The 20,742-nt window shown below is 71.2% G+C and carries 19 protein-coding genes and 1 pseudogene; 12 read left to right on the top strand and 8 right to left on the bottom strand.

The window, feature by feature from the left end; translation table 11 throughout:
- Together ACFWP7_RS17820 and ACFWP7_RS17815 are read right to left on the bottom strand one after the other, a co-directional pair.
- A partial coding sequence (locus tag ACFWP7_RS17820) for a HAMP domain-containing protein (protein ID WP_384382457.1) occupies positions 1-387 on the bottom strand: 387 nt, incomplete at its 3' end.
- A gap of 394 nt (positions 388-781) precedes the next feature.
- Complete coding sequence (locus ACFWP7_RS17815; RefSeq protein WP_384382484.1) at positions 782-1,618, bottom strand: RNA polymerase sigma factor SigF; 837 nt, start codon at positions 1,616-1,618, stop codon at positions 782-784.
- A 308-nt stretch (positions 1,619-1,926) separates the two neighbouring features.
- Here ACFWP7_RS17815 and ACFWP7_RS17810 point away from each other — a divergent pair, with 308 nt between their 5' ends.
- Both ACFWP7_RS17810 and ACFWP7_RS17805 read left to right on the top strand, forming a co-directional pair.
- Entirely contained in the window at positions 1,927-2,289 is a 363-nt protein-coding gene (locus tag ACFWP7_RS17810) for an STAS domain-containing protein (RefSeq protein WP_384382456.1), read from the top strand.
- The gene (locus ACFWP7_RS17805; protein WP_384382455.1) at positions 2,286-3,221 is read left to right on the top strand and encodes an anti-sigma factor RsbA family regulatory protein; all 936 of its coding nucleotides are present in this window, start codon (positions 2,286-2,288) and stop codon (positions 3,219-3,221) included. The genes ACFWP7_RS17810 and ACFWP7_RS17805 overlap by 4 nt, the downstream gene beginning before the upstream one ends.
- 131 nt (positions 3,222-3,352) lie before the next feature.
- On the opposite strand, the gene ACFWP7_RS17800 is transcribed toward ACFWP7_RS17805, so the two are convergent.
- Complete coding sequence (locus tag ACFWP7_RS17800) at positions 3,353-3,859, bottom strand: Dps family protein (RefSeq protein WP_384382454.1); 507 nt, start codon at positions 3,857-3,859, stop codon at positions 3,353-3,355.
- A gap of 537 nt (positions 3,860-4,396) precedes the next feature.
- On the opposite strand from ACFWP7_RS17800, the gene ACFWP7_RS17795 reads away from it, so the two are divergent.
- From ACFWP7_RS17795 to ACFWP7_RS17785, 3 genes are all read left to right on the top strand, one after another.
- Positions 4,397-5,899, top strand: a complete 1,503-nt coding sequence (locus tag ACFWP7_RS17795; protein ID WP_384382483.1) for an FUSC family protein — start codon at positions 4,397-4,399, stop codon at positions 5,897-5,899.
- 533 nt (positions 5,900-6,432) lie between these two features.
- Positions 6,433-7,626, top strand: coding sequence for a nitric oxide synthase oxygenase (locus ACFWP7_RS17790; protein ID WP_384382482.1), 1,194 nt, complete (start codon positions 6,433-6,435; stop codon positions 7,624-7,626).
- 61 nt (positions 7,627-7,687) lie between these two features.
- The gene (locus tag ACFWP7_RS17785) at positions 7,688-8,734 is read left to right on the top strand and encodes a lactonase family protein (protein WP_384382453.1); all 1,047 of its coding nucleotides are present in this window, start codon (positions 7,688-7,690) and stop codon (positions 8,732-8,734) included.
- Positions 8,735-9,127: 393 nt separating this feature from the next.
- On the opposite strand, the gene ACFWP7_RS17780 is transcribed toward ACFWP7_RS17785, so the two are convergent.
- The 4 genes from ACFWP7_RS17780 to ACFWP7_RS17765 form a co-directional block, all read right to left on the bottom strand.
- Positions 9,128-10,051 (bottom strand): sirohydrochlorin chelatase, encoded by a 924-nt coding sequence (locus tag ACFWP7_RS17780; RefSeq protein WP_384382452.1) that lies wholly within the window; start codon positions 10,049-10,051, stop codon positions 9,128-9,130.
- 95 nt (positions 10,052-10,146) lie between these two features.
- On the bottom strand, positions 10,147-11,160 hold the full coding sequence (locus ACFWP7_RS17775) for an N-acetylglucosamine kinase (RefSeq protein WP_384382451.1): 1,014 nt from the start codon (positions 11,158-11,160) through the stop codon (positions 10,147-10,149).
- On the bottom strand, positions 11,157-11,834 hold the full coding sequence (locus tag ACFWP7_RS17770) for a uracil-DNA glycosylase (protein ID WP_384382450.1): 678 nt from the start codon (positions 11,832-11,834) through the stop codon (positions 11,157-11,159). The genes ACFWP7_RS17775 and ACFWP7_RS17770 overlap by 4 nt, the downstream gene beginning before the upstream one ends.
- Positions 11,835-12,009: 175 nt before the next feature.
- Complete coding sequence (locus ACFWP7_RS17765; RefSeq protein ID WP_384382449.1) at positions 12,010-13,095, bottom strand: WD40/YVTN/BNR-like repeat-containing protein; 1,086 nt, start codon at positions 13,093-13,095, stop codon at positions 12,010-12,012.
- 249 nt (positions 13,096-13,344) lie between these two features.
- Here ACFWP7_RS17765 and ACFWP7_RS17760 point away from each other — a divergent pair, with 249 nt between their 5' ends.
- From ACFWP7_RS17760 to ACFWP7_RS17730, 7 genes and pseudogenes are all read left to right on the top strand, one after another.
- A complete protein-coding gene (locus ACFWP7_RS17760; RefSeq protein ID WP_384382448.1) occupies positions 13,345-13,923 on the top strand; it encodes a hypothetical protein in 579 nt (192 codons plus the stop codon).
- Positions 13,924-13,984: 61 nt separating this feature from the next.
- Positions 13,985-14,329, top strand: a complete 345-nt coding sequence (locus ACFWP7_RS17755) for a hypothetical protein (RefSeq protein ID WP_384382447.1) — start codon at positions 13,985-13,987, stop codon at positions 14,327-14,329.
- Positions 14,326-16,659, top strand: coding sequence for a heavy metal translocating P-type ATPase (locus tag ACFWP7_RS17750; RefSeq protein WP_384382446.1), 2,334 nt, complete (start codon positions 14,326-14,328; stop codon positions 16,657-16,659). Before ACFWP7_RS17755 ends, ACFWP7_RS17750 begins: the two co-directional genes overlap by 4 nt.
- Positions 16,659-17,177 carry a copper chaperone PCu(A)C gene (locus tag ACFWP7_RS17745; protein ID WP_384382445.1) on the top strand — a complete coding sequence of 173 codons (519 nt, stop codon included), beginning with the start codon at positions 16,659-16,661 and terminating at the stop codon, positions 17,175-17,177. Before ACFWP7_RS17750 ends, ACFWP7_RS17745 begins: the two co-directional genes overlap by 1 nt.
- 200 nt (positions 17,178-17,377) lie before the next feature.
- The gene (locus ACFWP7_RS17740) at positions 17,378-18,073 is read left to right on the top strand and encodes a hypothetical protein (RefSeq protein ID WP_384382444.1); all 696 of its coding nucleotides are present in this window, start codon (positions 17,378-17,380) and stop codon (positions 18,071-18,073) included.
- A gap of 142 nt (positions 18,074-18,215) precedes the next feature.
- Positions 18,216-18,857 carry a sigma-70 family RNA polymerase sigma factor gene (locus ACFWP7_RS17735; RefSeq protein ID WP_384382443.1) on the top strand — a complete coding sequence of 214 codons (642 nt, stop codon included), beginning with the start codon at positions 18,216-18,218 and terminating at the stop codon, positions 18,855-18,857.
- Between the two features lie 115 nt (positions 18,858-18,972).
- Positions 18,973-19,191, top strand: a pseudogene (locus ACFWP7_RS17730) (transcriptional regulator); the annotation flags it as partial.
- Here the strand turns inward: ACFWP7_RS17730 and ACFWP7_RS17725 are convergent.
- Complete coding sequence (locus tag ACFWP7_RS17725) at positions 19,111-20,499, bottom strand: nucleobase:cation symporter-2 family protein (protein WP_384382442.1); 1,389 nt, start codon at positions 20,497-20,499, stop codon at positions 19,111-19,113. The pseudogene ACFWP7_RS17730 and the gene ACFWP7_RS17725 overlap by 81 nt on opposite strands.
- Between the last annotated feature and the right edge of the window lie 243 nt (positions 20,500-20,742).

The raw sequence follows: 20,742 nt of genomic DNA, 5'->3' as shown, positions 1-20,742 counted from the left end.
GATTTTCTGGGAGAGGTCGCCCTTGGCGACGGCCGTGGCCACCTGCGCGATGTCACGGACCTGTGTGGTGAGGTTGCCGGCCATGGCGTTGACGGAGTCGGTCAGATCGGCCCAGGTGCCGGAGACACCGGGGACCTCCGCCTGCCCGCCCAAGGTGCCCTCGGTGCCGACCTCCCGTGCCACGCGGGTCACTTCGGAGGTGAACACGGACAACTGGTCGACCATCCCGTTGAACACGGTGGCGATGTCGCCGAGGAGGCCGCCGGCATCATCCGGCAGACGTGTGCCGAAGTCCCCGTCGCGCACGGCGGTCAGTCCCGCCAGCAGCTGACGAAGTTCTTGTTCGCCAGGCGTTCGGCTCGAAGGCCCGGTTGCTGTCACGGTCATGCTTACCCTCGTTCCGCTCCCCAGGAGTCCCGGGACGGGACTCGGAACCACGCCGGACTCACGCACGGTCTATGTGTAGTCCGCAGCATTCCCGCAGAATCACGGATGCGCCCGCTGAGAAAATACGCCGCAGGCTAACCCAGAAATCATGCGATGAACAAAGTGGTGGCCGGAACTCCCGCGTGGCCAAAAAATTTCAGGTAAGGAGGCATAGGAACGCGAGATGGGGATACACAGGACCCTCTCGGTCCGTCCGGGCTCCGAGGTGTCGTGGTGCCGACGGGGGGCTGTACACACGGATCCCGCCGTGCCGTGCGGTCACCGTGTGGAGGGGTGACCGCCGGGACAGCGGGATCGGAGCCGTGGAAGGCTCGGAGCCTTGGAAGGCGTGGACTCAGGCGACGGCCGGGTCCAGCAGCCCCGTGCGAAGACGCTTGATGATGCGGGTGATCAGCCGGGAGACATGCATCTGGGAGATACCGAGGTCTTCGCCGATCTGTGCCTGGGTGCGCTCCTCGACGAAGCGCAGGTGGACGATCACTCGCTCGCGTTCGTCGAGTTCGGCGATCAGCGGAGCCAGTGAGTTGAAGTCGTCGACCAGTTGGAGGGAGGGGTCCTCCTCGCCGATGAAGTCGGCCAGAGCGCTTTCACCCTCTCCCGCGCCGTTGCTGGTGAGGGCGGCGTCGAGGGACGTGGAGGTGTAGGCGTTCGCCGCCTTGCGGGCCTCGATGACGTCTTCCTCGGGCAGGGACATCAGCTCGGCCAGCTCGCGCGTGGTGGGCATACGGTCCAGCCGGGTCTGCAGCTCCTCCGTGGCCTTGGCCAACTCGACGCGGGCCTCCTGCAGTCGGCGGGGTACGTGCACCGCCCAACTGGTGTCACGGAAGAAGCGCTTGATCTCGCCGACGATATAGGGGACGGCGAAGGAGGTGAACTCGACCTCGCGGGTGAGCTCGAAGCGGTCGATGGCCTTGATCAGACCGATCGTGCCCACCTGGACGATGTCCTCCATCGAGTCGCCGCGGCTGCGGAAGCGGCCGGCCGCGTAGCGGACCAGGGAGAGGTTCATCTCGATCAGGGTGTTGCGCGCGTACTGGTACTCGTGGGTGCCCTCTTCGAGTACGGCGAGCCGGTCGAAGAACTGGCGGGAGAGTTCACGCGCGTCCTTCGGCTTGACCTTCGACGGGTCCTCGATGAACGGAAGCGCCAACTCGCCGTCCACCCCGCCCATGTCGACCGTCCGCTGTGCCGTGGCCGTTGTCTCCAGCACCGTCACGGCTGCCATGCCGCCCACCCCAAATCCTCGAAGGCATCGTTGACACAGCTCGAATGCCCCGGTTGGCAGAGATCACACCACCGGATTCCCAAGAATCTTGGGATTGCCCTCACCGTGCGGTCCGGCCCTCCGGCGAGCCGGCCGCGGTCCGGAGCTGCCGGGTATCCTGGGCGCCGAGAGCCGGGGCCGCGACGGCGTACGGCGGGTTCCGAGAGCCGGGGCCCCAATGGTGTACGGCGGGGTTCCGAGAGGCGGGGGAGGACATGGCGTACGGCGATGACGGGTCGACGGCGGGGGCTGCCCCGTCCGAGCTCGGCGGAGCTGTGCTCCGGCTGTACGAGCTCGCGGAGCGACCCGGCATCCGGCTCGTCGGCGAGATCAGCCCCTCCACGCGTCCCGTCTGGCGGCAGGCTCTGGAGCAGGTGTCCGGCCAGTGCGAGCACGTCTGCTTTCTCGAGTTGTCCGCGATCACGTTCGTCGATGTCGCCGGTGCCTCCGACCTCGCGCGCACCGCACGGGGCTTGAACGAGAGACGGCGTCTGGTGCTGGAACGGCCGCCGCCCGAACTCCCGCGGATCCTTGAGCTGTTCTGGCCGGAGCTCCGGACGATCGAGGTGGCCGCATGACGAACTCGGCCACCCGGACAGAGCCCTTCGCCCACCCCGCGTTGTTCTACTGCAGTGACCAGGAGTACGTGGACGGGACCGTGCCGTTCCTCCTGGACGGCATGGCCGCCGCGGAGCCGGTCGCCGTGGCCGCGCCCGTCTCGCGACTTGAGCTGATCCGAGCCGAACTCGGCGCGGCCGCCGCCGACGTGCACTTCGTCGACATGACTCAGGCCGGGCGGAACCCCGGCCGCATCATCCCGTCGGTCCTGCGGTCGTTCGCCGACGCCAGGACCGACAGCCGTGTCCGCATCATCGGGGAACCGATATGGCCCGGCCGCACCGAGGTGGAGTACCCGGCCTGCGTTCAGCACGAGGCACTGATCAACATGGCCTTCCAAGGGCGCGACGTGACGATCCTGTGCCCCTACGACGCACGGGCTCTCTCCGCCGACGTGATCGCCGACGCGCACGCCACGCACCCCGTCGTCATCGACGGGGGCCGGGAGCGGGCCAGCATCGCCTACGCGCTGGAGCCGGTGCTCGCCCGCTGCAACGAGCCCCTGCGTCATCCGCCGGGAGCGGCGACGGTCCACTTCGACACGGACGACCTGCCGACCTCTCGCGACTTCGCGCTGCACGAGGCAGGGGAGCGGGGGATGAGCCATGCCCGTCTGCAGGATCTGGCGTTGGTCGTCGCGGAGCTGACGACCAACAGCGTGGTGCACGGGGGCGGTTCGGGAACCCTGCGGATCTGGGCGGAGAGCGAGCAGATCGTCTGCGAGGTGCAGGACGACGGACACCTGGCCGACCCGCTCGCCGGCCGCTACCCGGTGCGTCCCGAACAGCTGGGCGGCCGCGGCCTGTTCCTCGTCCACTTCCTCTCCGACCTCGTCCGCGTCCACACCGGCGAGAACGGCACGACAGTCCGCAGCTACGTCCCCTGCAAGTGAGCCGCACCGCCTGACGTGCGGACGTAGTGCGTACGGTGCGTCACGCGAAGGCCCGGACCCCTTGCCGGGTCCGGGCCTTCGCCGATGTCTGCCGCCACCGCGCGTGAAATGCCACGCGTGGAAGGGTGCCGCTAGGTCCTGTCCGGCTGGGCGTCCTCGGCCGCCTGGCGTTCGGTGTGGGAGTGGGTCGTGGACAGGGTTCCGCCCGAGCTCTCGAGGTGAGCGCGCACGAACCACTGGAACTGCTCGAGAGAGCGGAGCTGTTCGATGAGGAGATCCTCCGTCACCGCGTCGCTCTTGCCGACCTCGGTCATCGCCGCGCGGTGGCCCTCGATGATGCCGGTGTAGACGAGGTCGAGGGCGCCGAGGTGGGCGATGGCGTCGGCCCGCCCGACGCCGTAGTCGTCCCACGTCCGCTCGGCGACGATAACGCCCGGTGTGCCTTCCGGTACCCCGCCGAGGGCGGAGATGCGTTCGGCGGCGTCGTCGGCCATTTCGCGCACCCGATCCACCTGAGGATCGAGCATTTCGTGCACGGCGATGAAATGCGGGCCCACGACATTCCAGTGAACGTGCTTCAAAGTCAGAGAAAGGTCGTTGAGCGCATGAAGGCGCATACGCAACAGATCAATGATCACTCCGCCCTCGTGCGTACTGAGCCCGGGGACCGTGTACTTGGGGGATGCGGACTTCGACATCATTGTTGTCCTTCCCGGCAGAAATTCTCGAAACCGGCTGCCGTACCCGCCCGCGGAACAACCGGAGCAGCCGGAAGGAACAACCGAAGAAACCGGATGTGACCACCGGAGGAACCGGAAGCGCGGGAAGCTCGGTATCAGCCTCCGAGACCTCAGGTGCCCCGGTTCTTTCGACCTACACACCGAAGAGCGTCTGCCGTCATCGGCCACCACCATGGTCCGTTGGTCGGCTCCTTGACCGGCACCACTCTCCTATGATGGGCCAATGGCCCAGTGGTTCGAGCACGAGTTGAGCCGTTGGGCCTGCGGATGCTTATCTGTGCTGTATCCATGCACAATCGGCGCCGCGCAGCGCCGGACGGCAACGAGGCCGTACCGGACCGCGGCGCTTAGTCGTGTTCGCGAGTTCCCGCCACCCCGGGCGCCCGCGCTCCGGCAAGAGGCAGTCGAGGGGGCGGGCGGAACGCCGTGAAGAGAATGCTCGTGGCTCCGGATCCGGGGCAGGTCAGGCTGAGGAACTCATGTCGTGCCGTCATCGGCACCGGTTTCGCCGTCGCCGTGCCGGAATTCGTCGGACTGTCCCTGACGGCCTCCATCACCGGGGGACTTGCGGCCCTGCTCGCCCTCTTCACGGTCGCCGATGCGACAGTGCGCGCCCAGCGGGTGACCACTGCTCTGCTGCCGGTCGCCGGATTTCCCGTACTGGCCCTGGCGACCCTGCTGCACGGTGTGACCCCGGCCCGAGACGCGGCCTTCCTGCTGGTGGTCTTCGGCGGGGTGTACGCCCGCCGCTGGGGTCCTCGGGGACATACGCTCGGGATCTTCGCGTTCATGAACTTCTTCATCACGCAGTTCCTGCACGCCGTCCCGGAGCAACTGCCCGAGCTGTACGCCGCCGTGGGCCTGGCCCTGGGCGCCGCCGGCCTCGTACGTTTCGTTCTCTGGCCCTTGGAGCGCGGTGCGGCTCCTCCCGCTCCCGCGCCCCGGCCGCTGCCCGGCACGGGACTGGCTCGCCCCACCACCCGGCAGGCTTTCCAGGCCACCGTGGCCTGCGCCTTCGCCCTGGTCCTCGGGCAGGCGCTGTCCGGGGACCGCTGGTACTGGGCCGTCGGCACCGTCTGGTGGATCTTCGTCAACACGGTTTCGCGGGGCGAGACCCTCGTCCGCGGATTCCGCCGGGTGCTGGGCACGGTCGTGGGCATTGGCGTCGGCCTCCTGATCGCCATCCCGTTGCACGGGGCGCCGGTACCGACCGCGGTCCTGGTCGCGGTCTGTGTCTTCGGGATCTTCTACACGGCCGCCGTCTCGTACAGCTGGATGGTGCTGGCGGTGACGGTGATGGCGGGCTTGCTCTACGGCCTGCTGGGAGTTCTGGACCTCGGCCTTCTCGTCCTGCGTCTGGAGGAGACGGCCATCGGCGCGGTGGGAGCCGCGATCGCCGTGGTTCTCGTGCTGCCGGTCACCACCCACGCCACGAACGACGCGTGGATCCAGCGCGCGCTGCGCTGTGTTCACGCGGCGACCGCCGAAGCCGCCGCCCGTCTCGCGGGCTCGCAGACAGCGGACCCCGCACCGCACGCGGCCGAGCTCGAAGTGCTGCTCGCACGTGTCCGGATGGCGCTCGCTCCCCTGGTGCATCCGCTCAACCCGTCCCGCGCGCGCAAGGCACGGGCCGGCCAGGTCATCACGCTGCTGGACGGCTGCGCCCGCGAAGTGCGCGGGCTGGTGGCCGTCGCCGCCGACCCGGACGCGAGCCATGACGCTCGCCTCGCCGCGGCCTGCAGCCGCGTCAAGGCGGCGGTGGAGGCTCTGACGGTCAGCGAGAGAGAACGTCGCGGTCCGACCGGAGCCGCCGAAACCCTGCCGCACCCCGCTGCCACCGAGCCCGCGCTCGCCCACCTGCACAGCCTGGAGCGGGCACTGGCCGAACTCGCGGTGCCCCTGCGCAGCTCGCGGTACTCCCCGTTGGCCGGCGCCTGAAGAGTGGCTCACGTCGACTGCCGCGGGCCACGGTCGACCGAGAGGGTGGCCACGCCTCCTCCGCACGCCCCCCGACTCATCAGCGCCTGACGTCGGCGCATGGACACCAAACCCCGGAATGGGGAACTTTTCCGGACACGTAGAGGGTGGATCAGGACCCCGGCCGGGTAACTCCGCGGCTATCAGACGCACGGAGCCCGCGGACCGTGCGGGAGCGGTCCGCGGGCCGAACCCCTTGGGGGTGCACCATGCGCAATTTCCTGCACGGATCCGGACATGGGGAGCGTTTCACCGACGACGGAACCCCGGGTCTCCCGGCGCCGTGGTCCGGGGAACCGGGAGGGTGCCTGGAACGGACCCCGGGCGGCCGTGGGCGAGAGGGAACGGACCAAGGGGGAGCCGTGGACTCGGACCCCGGCGCCCGACACGACAAAGGCGCCGATCCGGGCGCGCGGTACGTGCCTGCCGGCGCCGATAACTGCCCCTGGCCGACGGGCCGATCCACCTCGGTGACAGACCTGCGGGAGCAGCCGGTGACCGGCGGTTCCGCCAAGGACTCCGCGGTTCCCGGCGACGTCACCGGCCCGGCCGCGCCCCACCCCGCAGGCCCCCCGCCCACCCCGTACGAACTCCACCGCGCCGCCGCCGAGTTCCTCACCCTCCACCACGCCGAGGAAGGCCTCGGGGACCCGGCCCGGCGGATCGCCGCCGCGCACAGGGAGATCGCGGAGAGGGGGACGTACCGCCACACCACCGAGGAACTCGTCTTCGGCGCACGCGTCGCCTGGCGCAACGCCAACCGGTGCATCGGACGGCTCTACTGGCACTCCCTGCGCGTGCACGACCGCCGGGACGTGCGGGACACACAGGACGTCGCCGAGGCGGCGGCGGACCACTTGCGGGAGGCGACCCGCGATGGCCGGATCCGTGCGCTCATCACGGTCTTCGCCCCCGACGAACCCGGCCGCCCGGGGCCGCGGATCTGGAACGAACAGCTCATCCGGTACGCGGGTTACGCACGCCCGGACGGCGGAGTGACCGGAGATCCGCGCAACGCCGGGCTCACGGCGCTCGCCCGGCGGCTCGGCTGGCCCGGCGGCCCCGGCACCCCCTTCGACGTACTGCCGTTGGTGATCCAGGGTGCCGAGGACAGGCCCCGCTGGTTCGCGCTGCCACCGGACGCGGTGCTCGAAGTGGAGCTCGCACACCCCGAGTACCCCTGGTGGCGCACGCTCGGACTGCGCTGGCACGCGGTGCCCGCGCTCGCCAACATGTGCCTGGAGATCGGCGGCGTCTGCTACCCGGCCGCACCCTTCAACGGCTGGTACATGGGCACCGAGATCGGCGCCCGCAACCTCGCCGACACCGACCGCTACGACCTCCTGCCGCACATCGCCGAGCGCCTCGGCCTCGACACCCGCACCGACCGCTCCCTGTGGAAGGACCGCGCGCTCGTCGAACTCAACCGCTCCGTCCTGCACTCCTTCGACCGCGCGGGCGTCACGGTCACCGACCACCACACGGAGTCCCGGCGCTTCCTCACCCACCTGGGACGCGAGGAACGCAAGGGTCGCAGGGTCGGCGCGGACTGGTCGTGGATCGTCCCGCCCATCTCGGGCAGCGCCACCCCCGTCTTCCACCGCACCTACGAGGCGGTCGAGCGGCATCCCGCGTACGTCCACCACCCGGAGGCACATGAACGCGCCCGTGGCGCGATCCTGGTCTAGACCTCGGATCATGGACTGCTACCGTCGCCCCCGACAAACACGGGAGCGAGAGGGGACCCCAGTGGCAGACGGCGGCAGGCGGTGGCAGCGGGCGTTCATCGGCTCGTTCACGGCGGCGGGGGGCCTAGGTGTCCTCACCGCGACCGTGGACCCGGTCAGCGGCGCGCTGACCGTCCTGAGCGCGGTGGACGGCGTCCCCGACCCGTCCTACCTCGCCCTGTCACCCGCCCGGGACATGCTGTACGCGGTCAGCGAGACGGCCGACGGCGCGCTGGCCGCCTACCGCGTGACCGGCGACAAGCCGGTACTGACGGGGGAGCTCGTGCGCGTCGGCGGCAGCGGCCCGACGCACCTCAGCGTCTTCGCCGGACACGTCCTGACCGCCAACTACGGTTCGGGCAGTGTCACCGCCGTCCCCGTCCGCGCCGACGGAGGGCTCGCGGGCGCCGCCTCCAGCGTGCTCCAGCACACCGGCTCCGGCCCGCACACCCCGCGCCAGCACGGCCCGCACGCCCACCAGGTGCAGCCCGACCCGAGCGGCCGCTGGGCGGTGAGCATCGACCTCGGCACGGACTCCGTGCGGGTGTGCGAGATGGACGGCGGAAAGCTCACGCTGCACCGCGAGACAGCGCTGCGCCCCGGCTCCGGACCCCGTCACCTGGCCTTTCACCCGCGCGGCGAGCACGCGTACGTCCTCAACGAGCTCGCCCCCACCGTCACCGTCTGCCGCTGGGACGCCGCCGAAGGCGCGCTGCGGCCCGTCGGCGAGACTTCGGTGCTGCCCGGTGTGCCGGACGGCGACGCGTACCCGTCCGGCATCGTCGTGTCGCCCGACGGCCGCTTCGTCTGGACGGCCACGCGCGGCCAGGACGTGGTCTCCGTGCTCGTGCCCGACGCGGCGGGCGAGGGACTGCGGCTGGTCGCCACGGTGCCCTGTGGCGGTACCTGGCCCCGCGCACTGGCCCTCGACCCCTCAGGACGCTTCCTGTACGCCGCCAACGAACGGTCCGGCGACGTGACCTGGTTCGCGGTCGACCCCGACACGGGCGTACCCAGGCGGGGAGGCTCGGTCGACGCTCCCGCGGCATCCTGCGTGGTCTTCGGCTGACCCAGGTCCTGTCCGGCGGATCACGCCGGGCTCCCGCGCCATGATCCGGTGTGATCTTCGGCTGGCCCAGGGCGTCCGTCCGGTGGATCCGGCCGGGGGAGCGGGGTCTAGGTACCCCCTTCCTCGCTGCCTCAAGGGCGTGGGGGGACCCAGGTGGCGTTGTCGTCGGTTGCCGACTCCCCTGCCCTCGGCTTCGCGGGAGGGGGCCCCATCGCGTCGTCGCCCTCCTCCGCCTCGCAACTGCACGCGCCAGCCCCCGCGCCCCGGCCTTACAGGGCGATGCTGGTTTCGCTCCGGCCGGCTCCGCCGGACAGACCCTGGCTGCCGCACGCACGCGAAGGGCCCGCTCCTGCCATGGGAGCGGGCCCTTTCGCGTTCTCTGTGGTGCCGGGCTCAGCGCACCGGCGCCCCCTGCGGCTGCTGCGGGGCGATGCCCAGCGCCGCCGTGTACTTGGCCAGCGCCAGCTTGCCGATGGCCGGGTACGGGCCGAGCGCCTCGGCGGCGGCACAGCCCGCCTCCTTGGCCGCCGCGTCGAGCAGACCCGCGTCGAGCTCGGGACCGATCAGATACGGCGCGAGGGCCAGATTCTGGGAGCCGGAGTCGCGCAGCTGCTCGGCGATGGCCGCGATGGAGCCCTCCTCGTCGAGCGCCGCCGCCATCACCGGCACGGCGAGCCGCGCGGCCAGCAGCATGCCGGTGATCCCGGCCGCCTGCACAGCCTCCTCGCCGCCCACGGAGGCCAGGATGATGCCGTCCGCGGCGGTCGCCACGGTGAACAGCCGGGCACGGTCGGCGCGGGCCAGACCCGCCTCGGACAGGCGCACGTGCAGCCCCTCGGCGAGCAGCGGGTGCGGGCCGAGCACATCGGCCAGGTCCGCCGCGACGCGGCTGTCCATGACGGCCTGGCGGATCCGGCGCAGCAGCGCGTTGTCCGGACCGGCGAGCAGGGGCACCACGACGGCCACGGGCCCGTCGGGCTCGGCCACGTCCGCACCGGCGGCACGGGACTGCTCGATGCGGGCGGTGCGCTCCTCGGAGGCGCGGACCAGTACGGACTGCAGTGTGGGGAACTCGGCGTCGTCCCCGTCGAGGTACCCGATGCGGGCGTCGAGACCGGGGAGCTCGGAGCGCGCGATGCTCACGACCTCCTCGGTGAGGCTGCGTATGGCCGCGCTGGGGGTGCCCGGTACCGCGAGGACGAGCGCGGGCGCGCCCTCGGGAGCCACCAGGGCTTCCGGACGGCGGTGCCGCCCGGGCTGGCGGGGTCGCGGCATTCGTACTGGCAGGCCGGACGCGGGCCCAGTGGGGGAGCTCATGGCGCCGAATGTTACTGGTTTCCTGGGTTCCCTTGTTCGGGGAGGGTGCAGGTGAGCGGTATCCGTCCGCTTTTGTCTGATGAGTTACGTACGGATCAGAAGTGATCACTACGACGAGAGGATTTCTCCGTCCCTTCGGCCACCGTGTGCAACATCCGTCCGTCCCGGGGGAGGGTGAGTTCGTCGCTCGCCAGGTCGACGGCGATGAGGACGGCGCCGTGCAGCGGGTCACCCGCGGCCGGTACCTCCCGGGCGTGCGGCAGTTGCTCCGCGAGTTCCTCTCTCAGGGGTACGAGGAGGGGGGCGCCCATCTTGAACAGGCCACCGGTGAGGGCGACCTGCGGCTCTCCCGCGCGCGGGCACACGGCGGCCGCCGACTCGGCGATGCTCCGCGCGGCCGCGCGGAGAATGCCCGCCGCGACCTGGTCGCTCTCTGCGCAGGCGGCCACTTCGGGTGCGAAGGCAGCGAGCACGGCGGGCCGGTCGGTCCGCGGATACAGTGCGCCCGGCAGGCCGGGTACCGGACCGAACATCTCCTCGGCGCGCGCCCGCAGCACCGCCGATCCGCCACGGCGCCCGTCGAAGGACCGCACGGCCGCGTCGAGACCGGCGCGGCCGATCCAGGCCCCACCGCCGCAGTCGCCGAGCAGATGGCCCCAGCCGTCGGCCCTGCGCCAGCTCTTCAGGTCCGTGCCGACCGCGATCATGCCCGTGCCCGCGGCGACGACCGCACCCGTCCGTCGGCCGAGCGCACCCACATACGCGGTCACCGCGTCGGCGGCCAGCGCGAGCCGCGGCACGCCGAGTTCACGCTCCAGCGCCGCCGGCAGCTCGGCGCGCAACTCGTCGCCGAGAGTGGCCAGGCCCGCGGCTCCGACGGCGACCGCGCCGAGTTCCTCGATCCCCGCGGCGGCCATCAACTGCCGGGCCATCGGCAACAGCTGCTCCAGCAGGTGTCCGGAGTCGATACCGCGCGGGCCGGTGCGCACCGGTTCCTTCGACGTCAGCGGAACCCCGTGCACCTGCCCGTCCACGGCGAGCGCCACGCGCAGCCCCGAACCTCCCGAGTCCACCGCCAGCACACCGGGCCGCGGGCCGGCGCGGGTCACGGCAGGCGCCAGTCCACCGGTTGGGCTCCCTGCCCGGTCAGCAGCTCGTTGGCCCGGCTGAACGGCCGGGAACCGAAGAAGCCGCGGTCCGCCGACATGGGGGAGGGGTGGGCGGACTCCACCGAGGGCAGTTCGCCGAGGATCGGGCGCAGATTGCGGGCGTCGCGGCCCCACAGGATCGACACCAACGGGCGCCCCCGCCCGGCCAGCGCGCGTATCGCCTGCTCGGTGACCTCCTCCCAGCCCTTGCCGCGGTGCGCCGCGGGACTGCGCGGGGCGGTCGTGAGCGCCCTGTTGAGCAACAGCACGCCCTGCTGCGTCCAGGGCGTGAGGTCGCCGTTGGACGGCTGGGGCAAGCCCAGGTCGGTGTTGAGCTCCCGGAAGATGTTGATCAGGCTGCCCGGCAGCGGACGTACCTCGGGCGCGACCGAGAACGAAAGACCCACGGCATGCCCCGGAGTGGGGTAGGGATCCTGGCCGACGATGAGGACGCGCACCTCGTCGAAGGGTTGCTGGAAGGCGCGTAGGACATTCGCCCCCGCCGGGAGGTAGGTGCGTCCCGCGGCGATCTCCGTGCGCAGGAAGTCCCCCATCGCGGCGATCTGTCCGGCCACGGGTTCCAGGGCTTTCGCCCAGCCCGGTTCGACGATTTCATTCAACGGTCGTGGTGCCACGGGCGTCACCCTACTGCCGTACACAGGGCGGAGATCAACCGATGGCCGGAGCGCGACCGAGCTTGACCGTTGAACTGACGAACAAGGCGCCTCCCGGGCGGGGTTGTGAGCGGCATGGGACCGAGTGTCCCGGCGGTGATGCGTGCGTTCATGGGCGTGCGGGACCTCCGGAGTCTCAGTCGACGACCGCGGCGCGTACGCAGAGGACATCCGGCAGATGGGAGGCCAGCTGCTGCCAGCTGTCCCCGTCGTCCGCCGACGCGTACACCTCGCCGTTGCGATTGCCGAAGTACACGCCTGCCGGATCCGCGCCGTCCGTGCACAGGGCGTCGCGCAGCACCGTCCCGTAGTGGTCCTCCGCCGGGAGGCCGGCCGTCAGTGGCTCCCAGCTCTTGCCCGCGTCGGCCGTGCGGAAGACCCGACATCGGTGCTCCGCCGGGACGCGGTCCGCGTCCGCGGTGATCGGGAAGACGTACGCCGTGTCACCGCGGTGCGGATGCGTGGCCGCCGCGAACCCGAAGGTGGAGGGCAGGCCCTCGCCGATGTCGATCCACCGGCCGCCCGCGTCGTCGCTGCGGTACACACCCCAGTGGTTCTGGAGGTAGAGGCGGTCCGGGGTCGCCGAGTCCTGTGCGATCTTGTGTACGCACTGGCCGAACTCCGGGTTCGGATCGGGCAGGAACACCGCGGAGACACCGGAGTTGGAGGGTGTCCAGCTCGCGCCGCCGTCGGCCGTGCGGAAGACCCCGGCCGTGGAGACGGCGACCGTCACGGCGCGCGGGTCGCGCTTGTCGGTGAGGATGGTGTGCAGTCCCTCCCCGCCGCCGCCGGGCACCCACTGCGACCGCGTGGGGTGCTCCCACAGCGGACGCACGAGCTCGAAGGACTCGCCCCGGTCCTCCGAGCGGTACAGCGCGGCCGGCTCCGTGCCCGCGTACACCACGTCCGGCTCCGCCGCGGCAGGATGCAGCTGCCACACCCGCTCCAGCGAAGTCCCGGTGTCCTTGGGAAACTTGACGGCGGGCTGCGCCGGCTCCGCCCAGCTGCGCCCCAGGTCGTCGGAGTGGAAGACGGACGGGCCCCAGTGCGCGCTGTCCCCTCCGGCCAGTAGCCGGGGTGTCTCGCCCCGGGTGTCGATGGAGACCGAGTACACGGCCTGCGCGTTGAAGTACGGACTCTCGTCGAACTCCCAGGCGCCGGCGCGCCGTCGGCCGATGAAGAGCCCCTTGCGGGTGCCCACGGTGAGCAGTACGTCGGTCATGCCGACCACCTCCGCGACGTCGTTGTCTCAGGTACGGGGCCAGTCTGCACCCCGGCACTGACAGTCACCTCCGGACTCGCTGTTTCCGCAGGTCAGACTGGATCTTCGGCCGTCCCCGCCGAGCGCCGACGGCGGGGGCGAGATCCTGAAACGGGCGAGTCGACGGAGTCGGCGTGAGCAACGCGAGGACCGGTCGCGTATGGGAGGGGGATGTGGTGGGTTCGTGCGGTCGTGAGGAGGACGCCAGTCATGGCGGCATTCCGTGTTCCGAAGGTGTGGCTGTGGCGATGGCGGCGCAATCCGCTGCGGCGTCGCAGTGACGCTCTGGAGGCCTGGGTCGTACTCGTCGCCTGGGCGCTCACCGTGTTCGGCGGGGTGCTCTCCGGCCTGGCGGCGGCACAGTCGGTGGAGCACGGTCTGGCCCGGCAGCGCGCCGAGTGGCACTCCGTCCCGGCACAGCTCATGGCGGACGCGACCGAGTCGACCCGCACGGAAAGCGGCGCCGACCGGGTCTGGGCGAAGGTCCGCTGGACCGCGCCGGACGGCTCCGCCCGTACCGGCCAGGCGCGGGTGGACACCGGCACCACCGAGGGCACCCCGGTCACCGTCTGGACAGACCCTGAGGGCCGCCTCGTCACCAGGCCCGCCACCGCGTCCCAGGCCCAGCTGCGAGCCTCCATGGTGGGCGTCCTTATCGGCCTGAGCGTCGCGGCTGGGCCCTTCGTGTGCGGGCAGCTCGTCCGTGGCCGGCTGGAACGGCGGCGCATGGACCAGTGGGACGAGGAGTGGGAGCGGTTCGGGCCGATCTGGGGGCGGCGGACGGGCTGACCGACGGGGGCATCGGCGTTCGCTGAAGGGAGCTGGGGCCGATGGAGACGTTCCAGCGGGCTTGCGGAACTACTCGCTCCAGCTGGGCCGCGCGCTCCGCACGGGCTGCTTCCGCCGAGAGCCGGGTGTGGCGCGCGTCACCCGGACCCCCGGGAACTCCTCCTTCCCCGGACCCGACTCCTGCGGTGTGACGTCTCGGAAGTTCATTCCACCGCCTGCCCTCTGCGGCTTCGTCCTGCTCCTCGCCCTGCTCTTCTCGGTGTCGTACGCCGCCGGATCCGCCGCCGGTCCCGTGGCACCCGCCATGCACGGCACCGGCACCGGCACCGGCACAAAGGACGGTGGCGGTGGCGACGGTGACATGAGCGAAGACATGGGTGACATGTACGGCGGAGGCACGCCATGACCACACAACCCGCGCTCGGCACCGGTCAGTTGGTGGTGACCACCGATCTGACGGTCGGTGGCATGACCTGCGCGGCCTGCGTGCGGCGCGTGGAGAAGCGGCTCGGCAAGCTGGAAGGAGTCACCGCGACAGTCAACCTGGCCACCGGGCGCGCCCACGTCAGCCATCCGCCCCATGTCCGCCCGGATGAACTCGTCGCCACCGTCGAGAAGGCGGGCTACACGGCCGCCCTGCCGAAGGCCCCGAAGCCGCGTCAACTGGAGGACGACGGGGATTCCGAGGACGCGCGGCGCGAGCGGGAACGGCTTGTCGTCACCGCGCTGCTCGCCGTCCCGGTCCTTGTGCTGTCGATGGTGCCGGACCTGCAGTTCCGCAACTGGCAGTGGTTGTGCTTCATGCTGGCCGCACCGGTCGCGGTGTGGAGTTCCTGGCCCTTCCACGTAAGGGCGTTGCGCGGTCTTCGGCACTCGACGGCGACCATGGACACGCTGGTCTCACTGGGCGTGGTGGCCTCCTTCTCCTGGTCCGCGTACGCGCTCTTCCTCGGGGGAGCGGGCGAGCCGGGGATGCGGATGCCGTTCAGCCTGCTGCCCTCCGCGGCGGACGGCGTGGCGCACGTCTATCTCGAAGCGGCCGCCGGCGTACCGCTGTTCGTGCTGGGCGGGCGGTTCCTGGAGGCGCGGGCGCGGCGGGGGACCGGGGCGGCGCTGAGGTCGCTCGCGGGTCTCGCGGCCAAGGAAGTGTCGGTCCGTGAGGACGGCGGCACCGAACGGAGCATTCCCATCGAGGAGTTGGGGCGCGGCCAGGTATTCGTCGTACGGCCCGGCGAGCGGGTCGCCACCGACGGCGAGGTGGTGGAAGGCAGCTCCGCCGTGGACCTGTCCCTGGTCACCGGGGAGAGCGAGCCGGCCGAGGTGGGGCCGGGTTCGGCGGTCGTGGGCGGCGCCGTCAATGCCGGCGGACTGCTGCTCGTACGCGCTACCGCGGTCGGCGCCGACACTCAACTGGCACGCACCGCTCAGCTGGTGACGGATGCTCAGGCCGGGAAGGCGCGGGCGCAGCGGCTGGCCGACTCGGTGGCCGGGGTGTTCGTGCCGGTGGTGCTGGCGCTCGCCGTCACCGTCCTCGGCTTCTGGCTCGGCGCCGGAGCCGATCCGCAGGCGGCGGTCACCGCGTGCGTGGCGGTACTCGTCGTCGCCTGCCCCTGCGCGCTGGGCCTCGCGACCCCGACGGCGTTGATGGCCGCCACCGGCCGGGGCGCCCAACTAGGCGTCCTGATCAGCGGTCCCCAGGCTCTGGAGGCGCTTCAGCACATCGACACGGTCGTCCTCGACAAGACCGGCACGCTCACCTCCGGCCAGATGACCGTCGCCCGCGTCACCGCCGTACCGGGCGGCCTGGGACGGGAAGAGGCGCTACGGCTGGCCGCCGTGGCGGAACAGGGCTCGGAACACCCGCTGGGGCGCGCGATCGTGTCGTACGCGCGCCGGTCCCTGCCCGGACAGTCGTTGCCGACAGCTGTCGACTTCCGCGCCTCGCCCGGCCGGGGAGTTCGCTGCCGGGCCGAGGGCCGTCTCATCGAAGTCGTGGTACCCGACGGCGAGTTGCCCACGACGTTGGCGGACGCGCTCTCGTCGGCGGAGGCCGCCGCACACACCCCTGTGTCGGTCCGCGTGGACGGGGTTGCCGAGGCGTTGATCGAGGTCGGTGACGTCGTACGACCCGGCAGTTACCGCGCCGTCGACCGGCTGGTTCGCCTCGGTGTACGGCCGGTCCTCGCCACCGGGGATCGGGAAGCACCGGCCAGGTCCGTCGCCGCCGCACTCGGCATCGAGGAGGTGCACGCCCGCTGCACCCCCGAGGACAAGGCCGCCCTCGTACGGGAGTTGAGGGCGGAAGGCAGCCGGGTCGCGGTCGTCGGAGACGGCGTGAACGACGCCGCGGCGCTCGCCGGAGCCGACCTTGGCATCGCCATGGGCACCGGCACGGACGCCGCCATCGGGGCCGCCGACGTGATCCTGGTGCGCGGTGACATCGAGGTCCTGGGCGACGCCGTACTGCTCGCCCGGCGCACCCTCGGCGCGATCCGCGTCAACCTCCTGTGGGCCTTCGGCTACAACGTGCTGACGGTCCCCCTGGCGATGGTGGGTCTGCTCAACCCGATGGTCGCCGCGGCGGCGATGTCGCTGAGCTCGGTCCTGGTGGTCGGCAACAGCCTGCGGCTGCGCGCCTGGCAGCCGTCACGCGGCCGAGGCCGCAGGTCACCCGGCCGGGGCCGCAGGCCGCTCGACCGAGTCCGCAGCTCGCCCCAACCCGGGAGCCACCAGTGATGACCGAGAACCTCTGGCGCCCGACCCGCCGTCGGCTCACCGACACCCTGCTCGCCGCGCTCGCGCCCGTCGCCGCGTGCGCCGTCGCGCTGGGCGCCCTGACCACCTGGACGGCCTTCGGCAGGGCAGGCACTCCGGCGGAGATCGAGGTCGTCTCCGGACGCGTGTTCCTTCCGTACGGCGACAACCGGGACACCGCCGCGTTCTTCCGGATCTCCAACTCGGGAGACGGCGAGGACAGGTTGCTGAAGGTCGCCTCGTCCGCCCTGGACGGTGGGATCGAGCTCAGCCGCCACCGCACGACCGGCGGCGCGGTGGCGTACCGGGACACGGTGGAGTCGGTGACCGTCCCGGCTCGCGGGGGCCTCACCATGTCCCCGCACGGTCTGGATGTGACGCTGCGGGCGAAGGCGGGGTGGCGCGCGGGCGATCTCGTGCCGTTCACGCTGCACTTCCAGCGCAGCGGGGCGGTCAGGGTGGTGGCGGTGGTGGTCCGCCCGACGGAGGACTCACTCTGAGCCGTACGGCGACACGCCTGCCGTACCAGCTCTGATGCACGTCTGTGCCGGCGCTCTCCACCGGGCGTCGGTCCGAACGCCCTTTGGGCGCCGGGCAGGTGATGTGTTCTGGATCACCCGCACAGTGTTGAGCGTGGAACGGGGGTTATTCCCGTACTGCACCTGACGCATGAGCTCCGGATGCAAGGATGAGCTTCGTCATGATTGCTGGGTGGTGTTCTCGCACGGTACGGGCCGCGATGTTCGCGGCCGTCTGTGTGCTGCTCGCCGCCCTGGGGCACGTGTTGATGTCGGGTTCCCCCGTGCCCTGGTGGGCGATGAGTGCGGCAGCCGTGGTGACGGGCGGTCTGGGCTGGTGCCTGGCCCGCCGTGAACGCGGGCTCCCGCTCGTCGTGACGGTGGTGGTGGTCACCCAGGGCGTACTCCACTCGGCGTTCTCGCTCGCGCAGTCGGCCGGGAAGTCGATGACGCCGGTCAGGGCCTCCGGCGTGGACGCCATGGGACACGACATGGGTTCCATGCACATGGACGCCACGCACATGGGCTCGATGCACATGGACCCCATGGACATGGGGAACATGACCGCGGACCCCACGGCGCACATGGGCCACGGCATGGGTGGCCTGTCAGCGGTCGGCATGCTCGCCGCCCACCTGGTGGCCGCGCTGCTGTGCGGCCTGTGGCTCGGGTACGGCGAACGCGCCGCGTTCCGCATCCTGCGGGCCCTGACCGGCCGACTGGTCGCACCGCTGCGGCTGCTGCACGCGCTGCCCACTCCGCCGCACCGGCCGCGTGTGCGCGCCGGCCGGGCCTCCTCGGACCGGGCGCCCACCCGTCTCCTTCTCGTTCACGCGATCACTTCTCGGGGCCCGCCGACGGGGACCGCTGTCGTCTGAGACAGCCGGTTCCCCGAGGCGGCGCTGTCGCGTGCCTCGGGTCTCGGTCGTACCTCCTGCGGTCGTACGGCCCCACCCCAGACCGGATCCGTCGCGCCCGGCGCGGCGGTCCGGATCGCGGATGACCCGAGAAGGACACCTGGTGATCACTTCCGCCCTGCCCATTCCGCTCGACGACACGGCGTCGGTCGACGAGTCGATAACCGCCTGGGCGCTGGCCGCCCGCGGCGGCGACCCGGACGCCGTCGAGCGCTTCGTACGGGCCCTGCACCGCGACGTCGTGCGGTACGTCGCCCATCTCAGCTCAGACCCCCAGGCCGCCGACGACCTTGCCCAGGACACGTTCCTGCGGGCGCTCGGCAGCCTGCACCGGTTCGAGGGACGTTCCTCGGCCCGCGCATGGCTGTTGTCCATCGCACGCCGTGCGGTGATCGACAGCTTCCGGCACGCCGCCGCCCGGCCGCGGCTGAGCGATACCCGCGACTGGCAGTTGGCGGTGGAGCTCGCCCAGCCGTGCGACCTGCCCGGCTTCGACGAGGGCATCGCACTCCTCGATCTGCTGGCCGCTCTGCCCGACGAGCGCCGCGAGGCCTTCGTCCTCACCCAGCTGATGGGGTTGCCCTACGCGGAGGCGGCCGAACTCAGCGGCTGCCCGATCGGCACGGTCCGCTCCCGGGTGGCGCGCGCCCGGGCCACCCTGGCCGCGTTGCTCGCCGAGGCCGGCGAGCCGACGAGGGAGCCGGTCACAACGGCGCACGTGGAGCCGGCCGCCCTGGCGGCCTGATGCCGACCGCCTGACGGAACGGGTGCCGGTGACTGCCGAACAGGCAGCACACCGGCACCCCTTCGGCCGTTCTGTGCCTCCCCGGTGAGGTTTCCCGACGTCGATTCCCGCCACTGTTTCCCGACCGCACCTCGATCTGCCGGTCACCAAGTCCACGCACCTCTTTCGGGTGCTCCGTGAGAGCGGGGTGATCCGGCAGATCCACCGGGGCTCGGCCAAGATGAACGGCCTGCGCCGCGATGTCCTAGACGACCTAGACGACCTCTTTCAGGGACTTCTCGACAGCCTCGTCACTGCCGCCGTCGGTCGGACCCGCCGGCTCAGGAGCAGGTGAACCGCCCTTGGTGGGAAGGTGGTTGAAGAGTAGATTGAGTACGATCGCCGTCAGGCACCCGGCACTGATCCCGCTGTTCATCACCGTCTGGAACCAGTCCGGGAACTTCTCGTACACCGTCGGCACCCCGACCGGCAGCACGCCGATGGCCACCGAGACGGCCACGACGGTCAGGTTGTGGTTGTCCTTGAAGTCCACCTGGGCCAGCGTCCGCAGCCCGCTCGCGGCGACCGTCCCGAACATCACCAGACCCGCGCCGCCGAGTACCGGAGCCGGTATCGCCGCGACCACCGCGCCCAGCTTGGGCAGCAGGCCGAGCAGGACGAGGATGCCGCCCGCAGCGGCGACGACCCAGCGGCTGCGGACGCGGGTCATACCGACGAGGCCCACGTTCTGTGCGTACGCCGTGTAGGGGAAGGTGTTGAACACCCCGCCGAGGACGGTCGAGAGGCCGTCGGCCCGCAAGCCGTCGGCGAGCGACCGCGGCTCGATCTTCCGGTCGGTCATCTCACCGACCGCAATGAGGTCACCCGTCGTCTCGGTCATCGTCACCAGCGCCACGACCAGCATCGAGATGATCGCCGAGGCGTGGAAGCTGGGCGCCCCGAAGTGGAACGGCGTGCTGATCCCGACCCAGTCGGAGTCGCCGACCCCGCCGAAGTCCGTGAAGCTGAACGGCACCGCGACCGCGAGACCCACCGCGATACCGATCAGTACCGCGATCCGGCTCAGAAAGGCCGGCGCGAACCGCTGCACACCCAGCACCACGGCCAGTACGAAGCCCGCGAGCGCCAGGTTCTTCGGCTCACCGAAGTCCGCCGCGCCCGCGCCGCCGGCCGCCCAGTTGCCCGCCACCGGCAGCAGAGAGACCCCGATGATCAGGATCACCGTGCCGGTGACGAGCGGCGGGAAGAAGCGGAGCAGTCTTCCGAAGACGGGCGCCAGCAGCACGATCGCGAGACCCGCGACGATCACCGAACCGTAGATCGCGGGCAGTCCGCCGCCCGTCGCCCCGATGAGGACCATCGGCGAGACCGCCGCGAAGGTGCAGCCCTGCATGATCGGCAGCCGCACTCCGAAGCGCCAGAAACCCACGCACTGGATCAGTGTGGCGATCCCGCACACGAGCAGATCCGCGGTGATCAGATACGCCATGTCCGCGGGCGACAGCTTCATCGCCCCGCCCACGATGAGCGGAACCGCCACCGCCCCCGCGTACATCGCGAGCACGTGCTGGAGTCCGAAGGCTGCCAGTTGGCGTACGGGTGGGACCTCGTCGACGGGATGCACGGGTGTGGTGGTTGCCATGGTTACTCCAGGAGCAGCGGGATTGCGAGGTCGCGGGGACGCGGAGCTTTGGGGGGCAGCATCAGACCGTAGGCGACTTGAACAGTTTGTTGATTTCTGGCTTGTTGCCGATGTGTGTCCTACCCACGGAGTTCCTGTCGCCCCTGCCGGAGATCCGTGACAGACCCACTACAGCCTGCGGCAGCCCCGCCAGGCCCCTGCCGTCCGCGCTGCCGCGGTCCCGCTACGCCCCTGCCCTCCGCG

The organism is Streptomyces sp. NPDC058470 (assembly GCF_042721055.1).
Classification (GTDB): Bacteria; Actinomycetota; Actinomycetes; order Streptomycetales; family Streptomycetaceae; genus Streptomyces.
The sequence above is the reverse complement of the archived record's forward strand: the minus strand, read 5'-3'. Positions and strand labels throughout refer to the sequence as shown.